Origin of the sequence: Streptomyces sp. NPDC002793 (genome assembly GCF_040295485.1) — a bacterium.
In the GTDB taxonomy this organism is placed as follows: domain Bacteria; phylum Actinomycetota; class Actinomycetes; order Streptomycetales; family Streptomycetaceae; genus Streptomyces.
Genome location: NZ_JBEOVL010000078.1, coordinates 1 through 16,321 on the forward strand (window position 1 = coordinate 1; position 16,321 = coordinate 16,321).

The following is a 16,321-nucleotide window of genomic DNA, read 5'->3' on the forward strand; positions in this document are numbered from 1 at the left end:
TTTTCCGAAGCCGGCGAACTGGGAGTGGGGCAGGAGCAGGGTGCGTCGGTACAGCGGTCGGGCGCGGTAGGAGCGTCGGCTGGGGTGGTAGCTGATGGGCTGGTCGTTGACTTCGCCCGAGGTGTGGCTGCCGTCCTCGTTGGTGTCGCTGACTGTGGCGGCGGGGTTGGGCAGGTGGGTGAGGGGGCGGTCGGCCAGGAATTCCACCGGTGTGCTGTCGGCTGAGCGGTGCCGGGTGGGTTGTGCGGCGAGTGGCAGGTGGATGAGGTGGTGCAGGGCGTCGTCGCTTCGCCCGATCAGGACGGGGCCTTCGGGCGGGCATGAGCGGCGGCCGAGGTGCAGGGACCACCGGGGGGGCACGCAGGGCTTCAGCACAGCGGTCCAGGAGGGTGTGGGTTTCGGTGGTCGGTTGTGGGGTGGTGAGGGCGAGGGTGAAGGCGGCGTCGGCGAGGTAGTAGCGGTGGGTGAGGAGGGTGCCGGTGTCGCCGGGGCGTTTTTTGCCCTCGGCGGTGGTCACGGTCGCTTTGCCGGGGAGGCCGCCGCCGACGGTGTGCAGGTCGCGTAGCAGCACTCCGGGCCGGTCGGTGCGCACGGTCAGTTGGAGTGCAGTGAGGTCGTCGATGGGCTGGTCGCGGTGGCGGCCGAGGGCGGAGGAACGATGCCGCCGGCGAGGCCGCCTTCCGCGCCCGGATCGCCGCCGCGGACGAGGAGGCGATCCGGGCGTGACCGGTCAGCTCCAGCCGTACGAGGACCACGTCACCGCCGAGCTTGTCGCCCCGTGCGCCCCCGGCGGCGCTGCACCTGCGCCGTACGACAGCGCGACCGCCGCCGTGCTCGCCGCGCTCGACCAGGGCGCCGAGGAGCACCTGGCCGACGCCCGGCCGACGAAGACCCGCGCCTCTTATGCCCGCGACTGGGAGCTCTGGGCCGAGTTCCACCAGTGGCTCGCCGGACGGACCGGCCACGTGCTGCCGCTGACCGCGGTCACCAAGGGCACCCTGGTCGCCTTCGTCGTCTGGCTCGACGAGATGAAGACGGCGGCGCCCAGCACCATCGACCGCCGCAACACCGGCGTCACGGTCACCGCTCGCCGGCACGGCACCGAGGTCCCCAAGCAGGCGACGAAGGCCGCCCGGGAGGCGCTCAAGCCGATGAAGCTCGACCCGGCACGGACCGCGCGCGGCCGCGGCAAGGCGATCGCGGCTACCCCCGCACACCTGAAGGCGATGAACACCGCGCCCGCCACCCGCCCGCAGCCCGCCGTCGGCCGGCGCCGCGGCACCCAGGAACTGCCCGAGCTCGCCCGGCTACGCGACAGGGCGCTCGCGACGCTGGCATTCGGCATCGCCGGGCGGTCCGAGGAGGTCTCCTCCCTCGACACCGAGGGCATCACCCAGGTCGCCGAAGGACTCGAGGTGCACGTCCCCTCCGTCAAGGGCCGCCCGCCCCGCGACGTCGCGGTCGCCTACGGCGAGAACCCCGACACCTGCCCGGTCCGCTGCTGGCTGGCCTGGCAGGAGGCCGCCGGACTCACCGCGGGTCCGGCCTTCCTGCCGGTCGACCAGAAGGGCCGCCTCGGCACCCTGCGGCTCGGGCCCGACGGCTGCCGCCTGGCCATCACTCGGGCCGCCCAGCGCGCCGGCCTGGACGTCAAGCTCACCGGGCACTCCGCACGCCGCGGCCTGGTCAACACCGGCCGCAGGCGCGGCAAGCGCGCCGAGAAGCTCCGCAAGCAGGGCGGCTGGGCCGCCAACAGCCCGGTCTTCTGGGAGTACGTCGACGAGGGCGAACGCTGGGAGGACACCGCCACCGAGGGCATCGGCCTGTAAGCGCGGGCGAAGACGACCGTTTCTGCCCCCGTTCACGGATTAGCAGGAAGCCAGTCAGGGCACAGGCGAACCTCGGCTGGCGCTGGCCGCTTCTCGACATTGCCCACCTCGGCGGGGATGGCGCACTTGTCACGGCGGGCCACCTTGGCCGGATCGGCCTTCGGTGAGGCGGGATCCCAGCTCCCGGGCAGGAACAGACGCAGTTCACCGCCGCGGAGGCGCCGTTGGAAGCCAGTGAAGCGAAACCCCGGCCTGGCAGTTGGTGACCTTGCCCGCGGTGCCAGTGTACTGCCGGGTCACGCACGCCGAGGCGTCCCCGTAGCCGGTGTCATCGATGACCAGGGCGCTGGGTTTGATGACCGGCTGCATGCGCCAGGCCAGGCGGGCCCGCACATGCGCCGCATCCCACGGGCTCGAGGTGACGAAGTGAGCCAGGGCCTGCCGGTTCCCGTCCTCGCCCAGGCGGGCGGCCATCGGCTCCACCGACTTGCGCCCACCGTCCAGCAACAGGCCCCGCAGATAGACCCCGTCCCACCGGCACTGGTCCGCCCGCGCGAACGGTTCGAACATCTCCGCCGCGAAGTCGTCCAGATCACACCGGACCGCAGCCAACTCCTCACTCAGCACGCCCGGTCAACGACACGACCGATCAAGAAGACACGCCATCACAAACCACACCTGACCAAGCCCTACGTGACGGTCCGCCGACGGAGTCGGTGGACCGTTTTCGTGCTGTGGGCTGGGGTGGGGCAGGTCGAGGGCCCGAGTGTCGTCTCGGGGTGGCGCCGGGTTCCACTGCTCCGGGTGGTGAGGTGCTGTCGTCGGGTCGGGGAGGCTGCTGGTCAGCCGGGGTTCGGCAGGAGTGCGAGCCGTTCGAGCGCGGTGGTGATGTGGCGGGTCCAGGGCCAGTGCCGGGCCAGCCGGAGAATCCGTCGGCGGCCGGTGGTGACGAGCTGTCCTGCTGCGGTGAACTGGCGAAGCCGCAGGCGGCGGGGCTCCCAGAGGCGGGCCTTGCCGGTCAGCGCGAGCATCGGCATCCAGGCCAGCAGGTCGAGAGTGATCTGCACGATCTCCAGCCAGACTTTGTTCTGGACCGTGCGATGCAGGGGGAGGTTCCGCAGGCCGGTGGCCCGGGCGGCCCGGATCCGGTCCTCGGCCCTCGCCCGTCGGCGGTGACGCAGTTCGAGATCGGCGATCGGCCGGTCGGCGGTGTTGGTCGCGAAGCAGGTCAGCCTCATGCCGTCCGCGTCGGTGAGTCTCAACTGGGCCCCGGGATGGGGCCGTTCCTTGCGAACGATCAGCCGCATGCCCTTGGGCCAGCCGTGAAGGACGTCGCCGGTGAGCTCGGCGACCCAGGCCCCGTCACGGATTTCCCCGTCGGCCTCGACGGCCGGCGTCCAGGTCGAGGCGGGAACCTTCAGGACACGCTGGTGGATCGCGTCGGTGATCACCATGCCGACCGAGTAGGACAGCCACCGCCCCCGCCGGGAGAGCCAGGCGACGAAGTCGTGAGTGCCGCCCGCGGAGTCCGTGCGGACCAAGGTCTGCCGCCCGCGTCGGTACTCCTTCGGTAGCTGGGCCAGGGCGAGTCGGGCGGTGGTGATGTGGTCGGTGGCGGTGTTCGAGCCCGCGTTCCCCGGCCTGAGCAGGGCCGCGACCGGTTCTCCGGTGCCACCCGGTCCGTGGTCGACGAATGTCATGAGCGGGTGATGGCCGTAGGTCCGCTTCCAGGTCGGGGCCGCGTCCTCCTTGTCCGAGTGCGCGACCACCAGCACCCCGTCGAGGTCGACGGTCACCGTCCCGTCCGCATCGGGCGCCGCCCGGCCGGCCAACCGCCAGACCCGGTCACAGGCTCGGGCCCGCGCGGACCGGATCGCCTGCAGGGCCTTCTCCTCGGAGGCGGCGAGGGCCTCGATCAGGCGGGAGACCGTCGGGTCCGACGCGACCGGCCCGAACACGGTCGGCTCGGCCCGCAGCATGCCCACGTCCGCGAGGCAGTCCCCGCCCGAAGCGACCGCCAGCGCGACGTCCAGGAGGACCTTGCCCGGATCGTGCACGGCCCGCGGATACCGCCACGGCGACAGCGCCGCGGATACCGCCTTGTCAAGACCGGTCTTACGGACCGTCTCGACGAGCAGGACCGCCCCGGCCTGGGAGACGACCTGGCGGCCGTCGTCCTGGACACGGACACGGGGATAGGACCCGATAGAGTGCTTCACCTTGGAAGTGCCTCCGACGGTGGCAGGAACAAGGACCTCGACAATCCTCATTCTTGCTGGTCAGAGGCACTTTCTGCTTTCCTGACCGCCTGCCGGACAGCCCACTTCATGAAAGCGCGAGGCTAGGCGCCGTCCGGCTCGCGATGGGACCCGGCCCGGAAGCCGGAGGGCGCCGACAGATTACCCCGGAAGCCGTTGAGGAAGTCTGGCGGGAAGTTTCGCTGCCGAGTCCTGCCACGGACCGCGAGCTAGCTGTTCTGTCCCGGGAGGTTGTGGACGGGTGATGCAGGTCTCGACTGAGGGATCTTGAACGGGTGAGGGCCTTCCGGGTTCGGTGTGGATTGCGACGTCTACACCGACCAGAAAGGCCCTCGTGCCCCACCGTAATGCACCCCTGACCGAGACCGGGCGCCTGAGGCTGGCCCGCTGCGTTGTCGAGGACGGCTGGCCCCTTCGCCGGGCCGCGGAACGCTTCCAGGTCTCACCGACCACCGCCCAGCGGTGGGCCGGCCGCTATCGGACCCTGGGCGAGGCCGGGATGACGGACCTCTCCTCCCGCCCCCACCACTGCCCACGCAGGACCCCGACCCGCACCGAACGCCGGATCATCAAGGTCCGTGTCCTTCGCCGGTGGGGCCCAGCCCGCATCGCCCATCTGCTGGGCCTGGTGCCCTCGACCGTGCATCGCGTCCTGACCCGCTTCGGCCTGGCCCGGCTCAGCCATCTCGACCGGGCCACCGGCCGCGTCATACGCCGCTACGAACGCGACCGGCCCGGTGAACTCGTGCACGTGGACATCAAGAAGCTCGGCAACATCCCCGACGGCGGCGGCCACAAGGCCCTGGGCCGCCAGGCAGGCCGCAAGACCCGCTCCGGGGCCGGCTACAGCTACATCCACACCGCCGTCGACGACCACTCCCGCCTCGCCTACAGCGAAATCCACAGCGACGAGAGGAAAGAGACCGCCACCGCCTTCTGGACGCGCGCACACGCCTACTTCACCGGCGTCGGGATCACCGTCGAACGGGTCCTGACCGACAACGGCGCCTGCTACAAGTCCCACCTCTGGCGAGAGACCCTGACGGCGGCCGGGATCACCCACAAGCGAACCCGGCCCTACCGGCCACAGACCAACGGCAAGGTCGAACGCCTCAACCGCACCCTGCTCGACGAATGGGCCTACGCAAAGCCCTACCGCTCAGAACAGGAACGACGCGACGCCTTCCCCCACTGGCTCCACTCCTACAATCACCACCGCGGCCACACCGCGCTCGCAGGCAAACCACCCGCCAGCCGCGTCCCCAACCTCACAGGGCAATACAGCTAGCCCTCGTCTACGCGGTGATTTACGAGATCCACGACTATCATCACCGCAACGTGGCCCACGCCCAAGAAATCTGCGCTCTGGTCGCCGACGGCCTCGCCCGGCACGCACTGCGTACCGCCGTGCCTTTGACCCCGCTGGAAAGCCTCACAGTCCGCTACGCATCGGGCCCAGCCCGCAAAGCTTGGCGTCTTCACTTGACTCCGATGGCTACCACCGATGCCTTCCAAGCAGTCGATGCAGATTCCAACGCTTCACCCGAGCACATCGCTGCAGCCCTCACGTTGCTCCCCAAACTGCCTGCCGACTTCGACGCCGCCAAATTCCGCACCCTGCGGGGTCGAACGAGTCGGAGGGCCCTCCCTCAGGACGGTCCATGAACTCGAGATCCATACACTCAGCTTCACGGCCACCGGCTGCCTTTCCGTCGACCCCGATCTCTTCGCCGTGGCCGCGCGGTACGGGCCGATCCGCGCCCTCCCGCTCCACCCACTGCGCGAGAGCCGCCAGGCCCCGCAGTGATCTCGCCAAGGTGTCAGGGCACCAGGACGACTTTGCCGACGACGGTGCCGGACTCTGCCAGTCGTACTGCTTTGCCGACCTCGGTGAGTGGGATGCGCGCGGCGACGTGGGGGATCAGCCGGCTGTCGGCGAGGAGGGCGAGGACCTGGCTCAGGTCGGTGGTGAGTTTGGTGCGGAAGGCGTCGGGGCGGCGTCGTCCGGCCCAGATGTTGTAGAAGTGGGCGCTTTTGCCGTTGGGTAGAACGTTCCAGAGCATCAGGCGGGTGAAAAGCTTGAGGACGGGGGCTTTGGAGGAGCCCTGGGCGTCGCGGGTGGAGGCGGTGCCGTAGGAGATGAGGGTGCCTCTGGGGGCGAGCAGGCGGTAGGAGGCGAGGATGCCCTCCCCGCCGACGTGGTCGAAGACCGCGTCGTAGCCCTGGGGTGCGTGCTCGCGCAGCAGGTCCTCCAGGTCGGCGGCGCGGTAGTCGACCGGTGTGGCGCCCAGGGCCCGCACGGCCTGGTGGTGCTTGGGCGAGGCGGTGCCCACGACTGTGGCGCCGGCGGTGTTGGCGAGTTGGACGAGGGTGGAGCCCACTCCGCCGTTCGCGCCGTGGACGAGGACGGTGTCGCCGGGGCGGACCTTGGCCAGGCGGTGGAGCATCTGCCAGGCGGTGATGCCGTTGACGACGAAGGTCTCGGCTTCGGCGGAGTCGACCTGTTCGGGGACTTCGGTCAGGTCGCGGACGTCGACGGTGACGTGAGTGGTCCAGGCCCCGGTCTTGGTCAGGGCCGCGAAGCGCCGGCCCAGCACGCTCTCGGGGACGTCTTCGCCTGCTTCGACGGCCCGCCCGATGAGGTCGTAGCCGGGGACGAAGGGGAAGGGCGGCTGGTCGTAGTACTTGCCGCGCCGCATCTGCTGTTCGGCGAAGGAGACCCCGGCGGCCTCCAGGGCCAGCACCACCTGGCGGGGGCCGGCGGGAAGGGCGGGGCGGGTGCGGACCTCGATGCCTTCGGGGTCCACGATGCCGGGCAGGACGGCTTCGGTGACGGTGAACGGTGTGTGTGAGGAAGCGGCGGCGGCGGGGGTGCGGCGGGAGCAGAGCATGGGTGTGTTCCTCGTCTGGAATGAGCGGGCGTGTGATGGCGGGCGTACGGCGGAGCGGCTGAAGAGCGATGCAAGGGGGCTGTCGGCGGCCGGGGCAGGCGTTTCGTGGGCTGCCCCGGCCGCCGCCGGGGATGTCTTCTCAGAGGGCGGAGTCGGGGATCCACGAGCCGTGGATCATCGCCGGGACCCGGCGGGGGAGGTGGATGGTGGCGACCGGGGGCAGAGTGAGGTCGCAGGCGTCCAGGACGAGCATCTTGGAGGCGTCGGCGTTCAGGTCGCTGACGACGGTGAGGAGGTATCCCTCGTCCTCGCCGGTGGTGCCTTCGGCCTGGACGAACACGGCTTCGCTGGGCAGCTGGCCGGTGGCGAAGGGCCGCAGCTGCCGGGTGCCGGACGCGCGGTCGTACTTCACCAGGGTGTGGTTGCCGATCCCGAGGTCGTCGGGGAAGGACAGGGCGTACTGGTAGCGGTGCTCGCTGCCGGTGAAGCTGTCGTTGATGGTGGGGAACTCCACCGTCAGGTCGTCGGTCTGCTGCTCGCGGACGGTTCCCGCGGCGAGGTCGATGCTCCAGCGGCGGTTGCGGGAGCCGGAGTTCGGCTCGGCGCCGCGGTCGGGGGCGCCGACCCACCAGTTCCATGAGCGCTGCCAGCCCTCGCGTCCCACCGTCGGACCCTCCACGACGATGCGCCCGGAGGCGTCCTCGTAGGCGTTGGCGAAGTGCATGCCATACCCCTGGCCGATCTCGAACCACCGGACCTGCCGTGCGCCGCCCGCGCCGCGCGGCATGACGCCGATCCGTGAGGCCTGTGCGTCGCTCCAGCTGTAGGGGATTCCGGAGTGCTCGGCGGGGTCAAAAGTGACCGAGCCCTCCAGGAAGATCACGTGGTGGGCGGAGATCGCGAAGTCGTGCTTCAGGGCGGCGCTCGCGCCGGGTACCTCCTGACTGTCCAGCACCTGGCCGTCGGGGGAGGCGACATGGTGGATCAGGTACGGGGGGAAGGGGGAGGAGGCGAAGAAGTGCAGCTCGCCGGTGGCCGGGTCCTCCTTGGGGTGCGCGGTCATGGCGGAGGTGAGCTTGCCGCCGAAGTCGTACGCGCCCACCGTCTCCAGATCGGCCGTGAGCTCGAAGGGCAGCGCTGCCTCCGACAGGGCCAGCAGGCGCCCGCCGTGCTCGATGACGTGCGTGCCGGCGGTACTGACCCTCAGATCCGGCCCCCGGTCGGTCATGTAGGGGGCGCCGTCCAGGGCGGGCGTGTGGACCCACCGGTTGCGGTACCACTCGGCGCGGCCCTCGTTCAGGCGGATGCCGTGGACCATACCGCTGCCCTTGAACCAGTGGGCCGGGGTGATGCCGGGCTTGGGGTTGTGGCTGTTGCGGATCAGCCGGCCGGTCAGCTCGGGCGGCAGACTCCCTTCCACGGACAGTTCGGTCGCGGTGATTTCATCGGCGACGGGGGAGTAGTGACCGGTCAGGTAGGGCTTGCTGGCCATGACGAACCTCAATCTCAGAAGAAAAAAACACATTTGAGTGTGTGGTCAAACGCTCACTCCTAGGGTGAAAAAATGGGGCGTCCGCAGGGTCCGCAGGCGGCCGCCGTCCGGGACGGGATCAGTAGTGCATGATCCCGGCCGCCAGGGTGCGGGTCCAGGGAGCCGAGACCGCCTCGGCGTCGATGGAGACCAGCAGGTGGCACAGCATGCCGACGGCGAAGAACTCCTGCACCTGAGCCTCGCTACCGCCCGAGGCGCTGCGCACGTACTCAACGCTGCGGGCGTACCCCGCCCGGACCGCTTCCCGGATGGCCGGCTCCGACACCGCCGCCGCCTGGGCGTGCAGCTGCACCAGCATCAGATCGTTGTTACTGATCAGGCGGGCGTAAGCGTCACCCATGGAAGCCAGAACCGCCTCCGGCGAGCTGCTCCCGGCCTTTGCCGCCCCCTCTTCAAGGGCGGCACGCACCCTGACGAAACAGTGTTCGACGACCGCGGTGAACAGGGCTACTTTGTTCGGGAAGAGCCGGTAGACGTACGCCTGGGAGATGCCGGCCGCCTTGGCCACTTCCGTGGTGGTGGTCCCGAAGTACCCCCGGGCCGCGAAGGCTCCGATGGCCGTATGCAGGACCGTTTCGCGGCGTTCGTCGGCTGTGGAGAGTTGGCGTCGTTCCGTCTTCATGTGAGTACTCAACCACTCACACCTTGCGGTGTCAAACGTCCGCCCCGGCGGCTTGGGGCAGTCGGGGCGGGGTGTGCCGAAGGGGCGGCGGGTGGGACGGCGCGGCCCCAGGGGCGTTTTGACCGCCCTCCCCGGGGCGTCCTGAGCGCTGCGCGCCGACCGGTCATCCGTCCCGCGGTCACGCGCGAAGCAGGCCCCCGGCCGGGGGCACCGGTAACCATCTCCTGGGCGGCCGACGTGCAGGCGCCCTCTGGCCAGGGCGTTCCCTGAACTCCGGGGTGCTTCCGGGTTTGCGACGGTCCCCGGCCCCGGATATCGCGGCTCGGACGGCATGCGAGGACCTACGACTCCGGAAAGAGGGTGCCCGGCGGCCGGTCGGCTGCCAGTCGGTTCTCCCGGGCCGGTCGGCAGTGTCGGCCCGGAGTGCTGCGGCAGGAGGGGAGCGCAAGACCCGCGGGCTTGGTCCGCGGGTCTTGCGCTCCTGTACGGCGGCCGGGCGGCAGTGACCTGCCGTTGCCGGTAGGTGCCCCCCTGCTCCTGCCCCTGTCCCTGCGGTGGACTCCGGTGGACTCGCGTATGCCGCTCAGGGTGGCCTGGGCGGAAGGTGCTGGTGCCGCACGGTCCGAGGCCGATGGTCGCAGCGGCCGTCCCGTGCGAGCGAAGGATGGCTGGTCGTCGTGCGGATACGTGGCGTCTTCCATCATCCACCGCGAGTGCATCGCTTCCGGGCTCCTGAGTGGCCGGGAAGCCGAGGTCCCCTTCTGTCCGGCCGCCCGGCCGTCCGGCCAGCGGCGCCCGCCGCCCCTGCGCTCCCGCTCCCGGCGGGCCGCCGGTTCCCTCTGTGCCGCAGGCGCCCGGGCGGCGTCTGCACTCTCGTCCCTGCGTCCCGCTGAGCACCGAGCTGCAGGGGGCCGGTTGACGACCAACGAAAGAGAGTGGTTGACTACTCACATGCCAGAAGGGCGGCCAGGAAACTGGAACCGATGCTCAAGGCGCGACGCTTCCCTGGGTTTTCTGGCCTTTAGTGGCTGGTGATTCAAGCCGACCGGTAAATGAGTGGGCAACCACACTCTCTGGCGGTGTCAACTCTTCCGATCTCACGAAGGACTTCTCATGTACACGACCATCACCGCACTCCTTGCCGCACTGCCCCTTGCCTTCGGGAGCGCAGGGACCGCACCGGTAGAGATCGACAAGACGGCCCCGATGATCACCCGGGACGACATCGTCATCAAGGCGCCGCTGGACCGGATCTGGCGCATCCAGACCGACGTCGAGAACTGGCCCGCCTGGCAGCCGAACGTCAGCTCCGCCATCAAGCAGACCCCGGGGCCGCTGCGCCCGGGCTCCTCGTGGGTCTGGTCCACCGAAGGCCTGGAGAACATCACCTCGACGGTCAAGCAGGTGCAGCCCAAGCACCGCATCGTCTGGGTCGGCCCGGCCCAGGGCATCACCGCAGTCCACGTGTGGACCTTCACCCAGGCCAAGGACGGCGTTCACGTCCACACCGAGGAGTCCTGGACCGGCGACCCCGTCACCGCCAACACCGACTACCTCCAGGACGCCCTGGACGACTCGCTCGACCACTGGCTGCACAACCTCAAGCAGCAGGCCGAGAAGCGCCACCCCCAGGCCTGAGCCCGGAAACGACCAACCTCCCTGAACGGCAGCCCCAGCCGCAGCCCCGGCCCTCGACGCGACTGCCCCGCTCACGCCCCAAGCCGCTCACCACGAGCGGGGCCGCCATCGGACGAGACCCCGCCCAAGTCCGCCACAACGGTGCCCCGCCCCGGACAGCACCCCGAAAGGCATCATGACCCCCGCCGCCTCCCCACCACGCTCTCGCCCGGGCCTCCTCCTCGTCCTGCTGGCCGGTGCGCAGTTCCTCGTCGTGCTCAACACCTCCATCGTCAACGTCGTCCTGCCCGCCATCGGCCAGGACCTCGGCCTCACCTCGACCGGCCTGACCTGGATCGTTAACGCCTACCTCATCGCCTTCGGGGCCCTGCTGCCTTTGGGCGGCCGCCTCACCGACCTCCTCGGTCACCGCACCGCCTTCCTGGCCGGCCTCTTCGTCTTCGCCGCCGGCTCCCTGGCCGCAAGCCTCTCCGCAGGCCCCACCACGCTCATCACAGCCCGAGCAGCCCAGGGAATCGGCGCGGCCCTGCTCTCCCCGGCCAGCCTCGCGATCCTGCTCGCCCACTGGCCCCCGGGACCTGCCCGCGGCAAGGCTCTGGGCACTTGGGGAGCGGCCTCCGCCGCAGGTGTCCTGCTCAGCGGAGTCCTCATCAGCACGCTGGGCTGGTGGGCCATCTTCGCCATCAGCGCCCTGCTCGCTCTTCCCAGCCTCATAACAGCCCCCCTCCTCCTGGCCCAGGGCGAGCGCAAGCCGACCGCCCGCCTCGACGTGCCCGGCGCCCTCACCGTCACCGCCAGCCTCACCCTCCTCGTCTACGGACTTGGCGCCAAGGACACCACCCCACTGCCCGACTTCGTCCTCCCGGCCGCCGGAATGCTGCTGCTCTCGGCACTCGTACCGATCGAGCGACGTGCGAAAGACCCCCTGCTGCCCCCCTCGCTCCTGCGCAACCGCTCCACCGCCACCGGCAACCTGCTGATGCTGCTCCTCGGAGCGGTATGGGTCGCCACGTTCTTCTTCCTCCCCCTCTACCTGCAGAAGATCCTCGGCTACACCCCGCTGGAGGCGGGCCTGACCCAACTTCCCCTCGCCGCAGCCCTCATGGCCGCATCCTGGGGAGCGGGACGGCTGCGAGGCACGCTCCTGCCCGGCCTGCTCGTACTCGCCGCCGGTCTGCTCTGGCTCGCCCGGCTCCCCTCCGACGGCGCTTTCCTGCCCGACCTCCTCGGCCCGTCCCTCCTGATCGGCGCAGGTCTCGGCCTGGCCTTCGTCCCCCTGACCGCCCTGGGCATCGAAGGGGCCGAACCCCGGCACGCAGGCACCGCCGGCGGACTGATCAACACCTCCCGGCAAGTCGGCGGTGCCCTCGGCCTCGCCGTCCTCACCACCCTCGCAACCCCCGCCGGCCGCTCCACACCCGCACTCGCCACCCTGGCGCACGGCTACCGCCGCGCCCTCGCCGCCACAGCGCTCATCGCACTCCTCGCCGCCGCCGGAGCCGCCATCCACCTGCTCCGAGGCCGCAACCGAACCCTCACTGCAGCAGCTGCGCCCTCCGTCCACTCCTGAACCGCCGGCCCGGGCAGCATCCGGCCCTCGCCCTCACCACCCTGACCCCACCGGTCACCCTTCCTCTGGAGAACGAACATGATGGACATCGACCGCACCGCCCCCGTCGTCGTCGAACTGCGCGAGACCGTGCACGCCCCGCTGGAGACGATCTGGCAGCTGCACACCGACGTCGCCTCCTGGCCGTCGTGGAACACCGGCATCGACACCGCGGTTCTGCGCCAGCCCCTGGCCCTGGGCGCCTCCTTCGACTGGACGACAGCCGGTCTCGACATTCGCTCCACCGTGGCCGAACTGACGCCGATGCGCCGCATCGTCTGGGGCGGCCCCGCCCACGGCATCACCGGCATCCACGTCTGGGAGTTCGAACAGACCAGCGACGGCGTGCAGGTCAGCACCCGCGAGTCCTGGGCGGGCGCCCCCGTCGACGCGGCCCCGCAGGCCATGCACCACGCGCTCGAGGAATCACTCCTGGCATGGCTGAAGGTCCTGAAGGCCACTGCCGAGAGCCGGAGCTGACCTCCTCACGACCTGGCCGGAGAGGGAACTGCGTGGCCCCATGCTCCCGCGCCGCCCTTCCGGCCGCTCTTCACCCGTATCACGCATCTCCCGCACGATGCGCAGCGACGTCGATCCCCCGTACACCCTCCCTCGCCACAACCCGTCCCGGAAGGCCACTGACGATGACCGCCATCGCTCCCACACCCGTCTCCGCCCCGCCGCTGACGCTCCCCGACCGCCTGACGGCCGCCGGACTGCTGGCCCTGGCGCTCTGCGAGCTCCTCGCCCACCTGGCCCTGGGAGGCCAGCCGAACCCCGGCATGGCCGCACTGGCCGTCCTGCCCCTGACCGCGGCCGCCCTGATCTGGCGGCGCGTGCGCTGGGCCCCCCTCGCCTCCCTCCTCGCCGTCATCGCCGTTCTCGCGACCCGCACCACAGCCCTCTCCTTCGACCTGACCCGCCCGGGGGACATGCTGTACTTCGCCGCCGCCCTCCTCGAACTCGCCGCAGCCGGCGCGGTCACCGGGCCGATAGCCGCCACCCTCCTCAAGCGCCGCACCCCGGCCATCACCGGCGCCCTCGCCCTGACCGCGGCCCTCGCCCTGAGCGCCGGCGTCGTCCTCACCTCCCCCCAGAGCGACGACAACGGCTCCCTCACCACCGAGCAGATCGCCGCACTGCCCACCGTCGACATGGTCAACTACCGCTTCGAGCCCTCCGTCCTGCGAGCCGCCCCCGGCCAGCCGGTCGCCTTCACCTTCACCAACGACACCGACGACGCCCACGCCTTCGCCGTCGACAAGCTCGGCATCGACATCGAGGTCCCCAGCGGCCGCACCCGCACCGTCGTCGTTCAGGCGCCCCCCGGCCGGTACGCCATGCACTGCTCGGTTGGCAGCCACAGCGCTGACGGCATGAAGGGACAGCTCGTCATCACCGGCGACGCCACCACCCTCACACCGGAAGCCCTCAACACCGACACCGCCCCCGCCACCGACGCCCACCACCACAATGACTGACCTTCTGTCACGGCGCTCCCTGATCGTCACGGGCGTCCTCGCCACCACTGAAGCGCTTGTCCCCCCTCATCCGCACCCTCATCCCCGCCGACGCACCCGCCGACGGACCGCCTCTGCCCGCACTGCCCGAACTCGACCTCCACACCCCCCAGGGCGAGCCCGCCACCAGGGCCGGCACCCTCATCGCCACCAGTGCAGGGGCCGGGCGGCTGACATACAACGGCACCACACCCGGCCCCGGGCCGCTGCTGCGCCTGCGCGAAGGCGACCGGGTCAGGCTGGCCTTCCGCAACGACCTCGATGTCCCCTCCAGCCTCCACCTGCACGGCGTCCCGATGCCGCCCGCCACCGACGCCCCCCTGGCCCACCTTGCACCTGGCCAGTCCGACGTCCGCGAGTTCACCCTCCCGCCCGGGTCGGCCGGCACCTACTGGTACCACCCCCACGCCCACGGCGACGTCGAACGACAGCTCCTGGCCGGTCTCCCCGGACCCATCGTCGTCACCGGCCCCGCCGACGACCAGCCCGCACTGCGCAACGCCGACGACCGCCTGCTGATGTTCACCCGCACCGGCCGCGATGTCCTCGTCAACGGAGCCACCCGCCCCGTCATCACCGCCCGCACCGGACGCACCCGCCTGCGCCTGCTCAACGCCACCGCCGGCGACCACCTGCTGCTGGCCCTCACCCGCGACGAGGAGCGCACCACCGCCCACCTCATCGCCACCGACAGCGGCCTGCTCGAACGGCCCGTCCCCCTCACCGAGATCCTCCTCGCCCCCGGCGAACGCGCGGAAGTCCTCGTGGCGACCACCGCACCAGGCCGCCTGACCCTGCGCGCCCTGCCCTACTCCGTCTACGGCCCCGGCGGACAGCGCACCCCCGACCGGCCGATGGCCGCCATCGACATCCCCGCAGGTCTCGACCCCGTGGAACTTCCCGCCTCACTGCTGCCGGTGGAGAAAATCGACTCCGCAACCGCTGTCCGTACCCGCCGGATCCTCCTGGACGGAGCCGGCGACGGCACCTACACCATCGACCGCCGCACCTTCGACCACGACCGCGTCGACCTCCACGCCTCCCTGAACACCCTGGAATCTGGGAGGTGGAGAACACCCACACCATGGACCACCCCTTCCACCTCCACAGTTACGCCGTCCAAGTCCTCGACAGGGACGGGAAACCGGAACGCTTCCGTGCCTGGCGCGACACCGTCAACATCGCCGCTGGCACCACCGTCCGCCTCGCCGTGCCCTTCCGCGGCAAGGGAGGCCGCACCGTCTACCACTGCCACATCGCCGCCCACGAGGACCTCGGCATGATGGGCATCCTCGAAGTCACCCAGCCCAGTGAAGCGCTCACATCGGGCCAGTGACCCTGCCGAGCTGTGGTCACCCCCTCGGCTGCCCAGTGCCATCGGGACTGTCAAACGAGCGGTGTAACTCGGGTTGTTGAGGGTTACTGGCGTGCTGCGGAGAGTCGGCCGTCGAAGGTGATATCGAAGGCGTTCAGAGCGGTTTTCCAGCGCATGGTCCAGCGGGCTTGGCCCTTGCCGGTCGGGTCGAGCGACATGATCGCCATGTAGACGCACTTCAGGGCGGCCTGTTCGTTCGTGAAGTGCCCCCGGGCTTTCACCGCCCGGCGGATCCTGGCGTTGACGGACTCGATCGCGTTGGTGGTGCAGACGATGCGGCGGATCTCGGTGTCGAAGCGCAGGAACGGGGTGAACTCCTGCCACGCGTTTTCCCAGAGCCTGACGATCGCCGGATACTTCCTGCCCCATGCGTCGGCGAACTCCGCGAACCGATCGAGGGCCGCGTCCTCGGTCGCCGCGGAGTAGACGGGCTTGAGGACCTTGGCGATCTTGTCCCAGTCCTGGCGGGCGGTATAGCGGAAGGAGTTGCGCAGCAGATGGACCACGCAGGTCTGCACGACGGTGCGGGGCCAGACGGTCTCGACCGCGTCAGGAAGCCCCTTCAGCCCGTCGCAGACGAGCATGAGGACGTCCTTCACACTGCGGTTCTTGATCTCGGTGAGGATGTGCATCCAGTGCTTGGCGCCCTCGCTGCCGTCGCCGGTCCACAGCCCGAGAATGTCCCGCCGGCCCTCGACGGTGACGGCCAGAGCCACGTAGATGGGCCGGTTGGCGACCGCGCCGTCGCGGATCTTGGTTCTGTCGACGATCTTGTGATCCGGACGGCTGGGCTCATCGCGCGAGTAGGACACGTTTGCGAAGGAGATCGAGGCCGGCTCGGCCGAACATCTGCCGCTTCAGCATCTTCAGCCGGTTGATATTGCCCTCGACGGCGCCGGAGCTGTGCGGCAGGGACAGGCCGTTGCGGACGGCGTCGAAGTCGCGGCGGAGGTTGTGAGCGAAGGAGGCGAGTGGGACCAGGGAGTCCTGCTCGGCTCGGGTGATCCAGTCCTCGAGGCGGTCGCCG

The 16,321-nt window shown here is 70.3% G+C and carries 12 protein-coding genes and 6 pseudogenes; 8 read left to right on the top strand and 10 right to left on the bottom strand.

Annotated features, from left to right (window positions below):
• Both ABT001_RS34585 and ABT001_RS34590 read right to left on the bottom strand, forming a co-directional pair.
• Nucleotides 1–360 (bottom strand): annotated as a pseudogene (locus ABT001_RS34585) (type I-E CRISPR-associated protein Cas5/CasD); the annotation flags it as partial.
• A gap of 52 nt (nt 361–412) precedes the next feature.
• Nucleotides 413–592, bottom strand: a pseudogene (locus tag ABT001_RS34590) (type I-E CRISPR-associated protein Cas5/CasD); the annotation flags it as partial.
• A 130-nt stretch (nt 593–722) separates the two neighbouring features.
• Between ABT001_RS34590 and ABT001_RS34595 the strand changes: the two are divergent.
• The gene (locus ABT001_RS34595; protein WP_351285531.1) at nt 723–1,829 is read left to right on the top strand and encodes a site-specific integrase; all 1,107 of its coding nucleotides are present in this window, start codon (nt 723–725) and stop codon (nt 1,827–1,829) included.
• Between the two features lie 89 nt (nt 1,830–1,918).
• On the opposite strand, the pseudogene ABT001_RS34600 reads toward ABT001_RS34595, so the two are convergent.
• Together ABT001_RS34600 and ABT001_RS34605 are read right to left on the bottom strand one after the other, a co-directional pair.
• A pseudogene (locus tag ABT001_RS34600) lies at nt 1,919–2,399 on the bottom strand (IS701 family transposase); the annotation flags it as partial.
• 272 nt (nt 2,400–2,671) lie between these two features.
• Nucleotides 2,672–4,048 carry an IS1380 family transposase gene (locus tag ABT001_RS34605; RefSeq protein ID WP_351285534.1) on the bottom strand — a complete coding sequence of 459 codons (1,377 nt, stop codon included), beginning with the start codon at nt 4,046–4,048 and terminating at the stop codon, nt 2,672–2,674.
• 373 nt (nt 4,049–4,421) lie between these two features.
• Here ABT001_RS34605 and ABT001_RS34610 point away from each other — a divergent pair, with 373 nt between their 5' ends.
• Complete coding sequence (locus ABT001_RS34610; RefSeq protein WP_351285535.1) at nt 4,422–5,375, top strand: IS481 family transposase; 954 nt, start codon at nt 4,422–4,424, stop codon at nt 5,373–5,375.
• 251 nt (nt 5,376–5,626) lie between these two features.
• On the opposite strand, the pseudogene ABT001_RS36185 reads toward ABT001_RS34610, so the two are convergent.
• From ABT001_RS36185 to ABT001_RS34625, 4 genes and pseudogenes are all read right to left on the bottom strand, one after another.
• A pseudogene (locus ABT001_RS36185) lies at nt 5,627–5,888 on the bottom strand (hypothetical protein); the annotation flags it as partial.
• Nucleotides 5,889–5,907: 19 nt separating this feature from the next.
• Nucleotides 5,908–6,978, bottom strand: coding sequence for a medium chain dehydrogenase/reductase family protein (locus ABT001_RS34615; protein ID WP_351285537.1), 1,071 nt, complete (start codon nt 6,976–6,978; stop codon nt 5,908–5,910).
• A gap of 139 nt (nt 6,979–7,117) precedes the next feature.
• Entirely contained in the window at nt 7,118–8,470 is a 1,353-nt protein-coding gene (locus ABT001_RS34620; RefSeq protein WP_351285538.1) for a carotenoid oxygenase family protein, read from the bottom strand.
• A gap of 118 nt (nt 8,471–8,588) precedes the next feature.
• Nucleotides 8,589–9,152: a TetR/AcrR family transcriptional regulator gene (locus ABT001_RS34625; RefSeq protein WP_351285540.1), complete on the bottom strand. Its 564-nt coding sequence runs from the start codon at nt 9,150–9,152 to the stop codon at nt 8,589–8,591.
• A 1,113-nt stretch (nt 9,153–10,265) separates the two neighbouring features.
• Here ABT001_RS34625 and ABT001_RS34630 point away from each other — a divergent pair.
• The 6 genes and pseudogenes from ABT001_RS34630 (at nt 10,266) to ABT001_RS34655 (ending at nt 15,255) form a co-directional block, all read left to right on the top strand.
• Nucleotides 10,266–10,790 carry an SRPBCC family protein gene (locus ABT001_RS34630; protein ID WP_351285542.1) on the top strand — a complete coding sequence of 175 codons (525 nt, stop codon included), beginning with the start codon at nt 10,266–10,268 and terminating at the stop codon, nt 10,788–10,790.
• Nucleotides 10,791–10,965: 175 nt separating this feature from the next.
• Nucleotides 10,966–12,360, top strand: a complete 1,395-nt coding sequence (locus ABT001_RS34635; RefSeq protein ID WP_351285543.1) for an MFS transporter — start codon at nt 10,966–10,968, stop codon at nt 12,358–12,360.
• A gap of 78 nt (nt 12,361–12,438) precedes the next feature.
• Entirely contained in the window at nt 12,439–12,879 is a 441-nt protein-coding gene (locus ABT001_RS34640; RefSeq protein WP_351285545.1) for an SRPBCC family protein, read from the top strand.
• A gap of 164 nt (nt 12,880–13,043) precedes the next feature.
• Entirely contained in the window at nt 13,044–13,880 is an 837-nt protein-coding gene (locus ABT001_RS34645) for a cupredoxin domain-containing protein (protein ID WP_351285546.1), read from the top strand.
• Between the two features lie 56 nt (nt 13,881–13,936).
• Nucleotides 13,937–14,380: pseudogene (locus ABT001_RS34650) on the top strand (multicopper oxidase domain-containing protein); the annotation flags it as partial.
• 623 nt (nt 14,381–15,003) lie between these two features.
• Nucleotides 15,004–15,255 (top strand): multicopper oxidase domain-containing protein, encoded by a 252-nt coding sequence (locus ABT001_RS34655; RefSeq protein ID WP_351285548.1) that lies wholly within the window; start codon nt 15,004–15,006, stop codon nt 15,253–15,255.
• 83 nt (nt 15,256–15,338) lie between these two features.
• On the opposite strand, the pseudogene ABT001_RS34660 reads toward ABT001_RS34655, so the two are convergent.
• Nucleotides 15,339–16,049: pseudogene (locus tag ABT001_RS34660) on the bottom strand (IS256 family transposase); the annotation flags it as partial.
• Nucleotides 16,050–16,086: 37 nt separating this feature from the next.
• The coding region (locus tag ABT001_RS34665) for a transposase (protein WP_351285549.1) at nt 16,087–16,321 on the bottom strand (235 nt) is incomplete at its 5' end.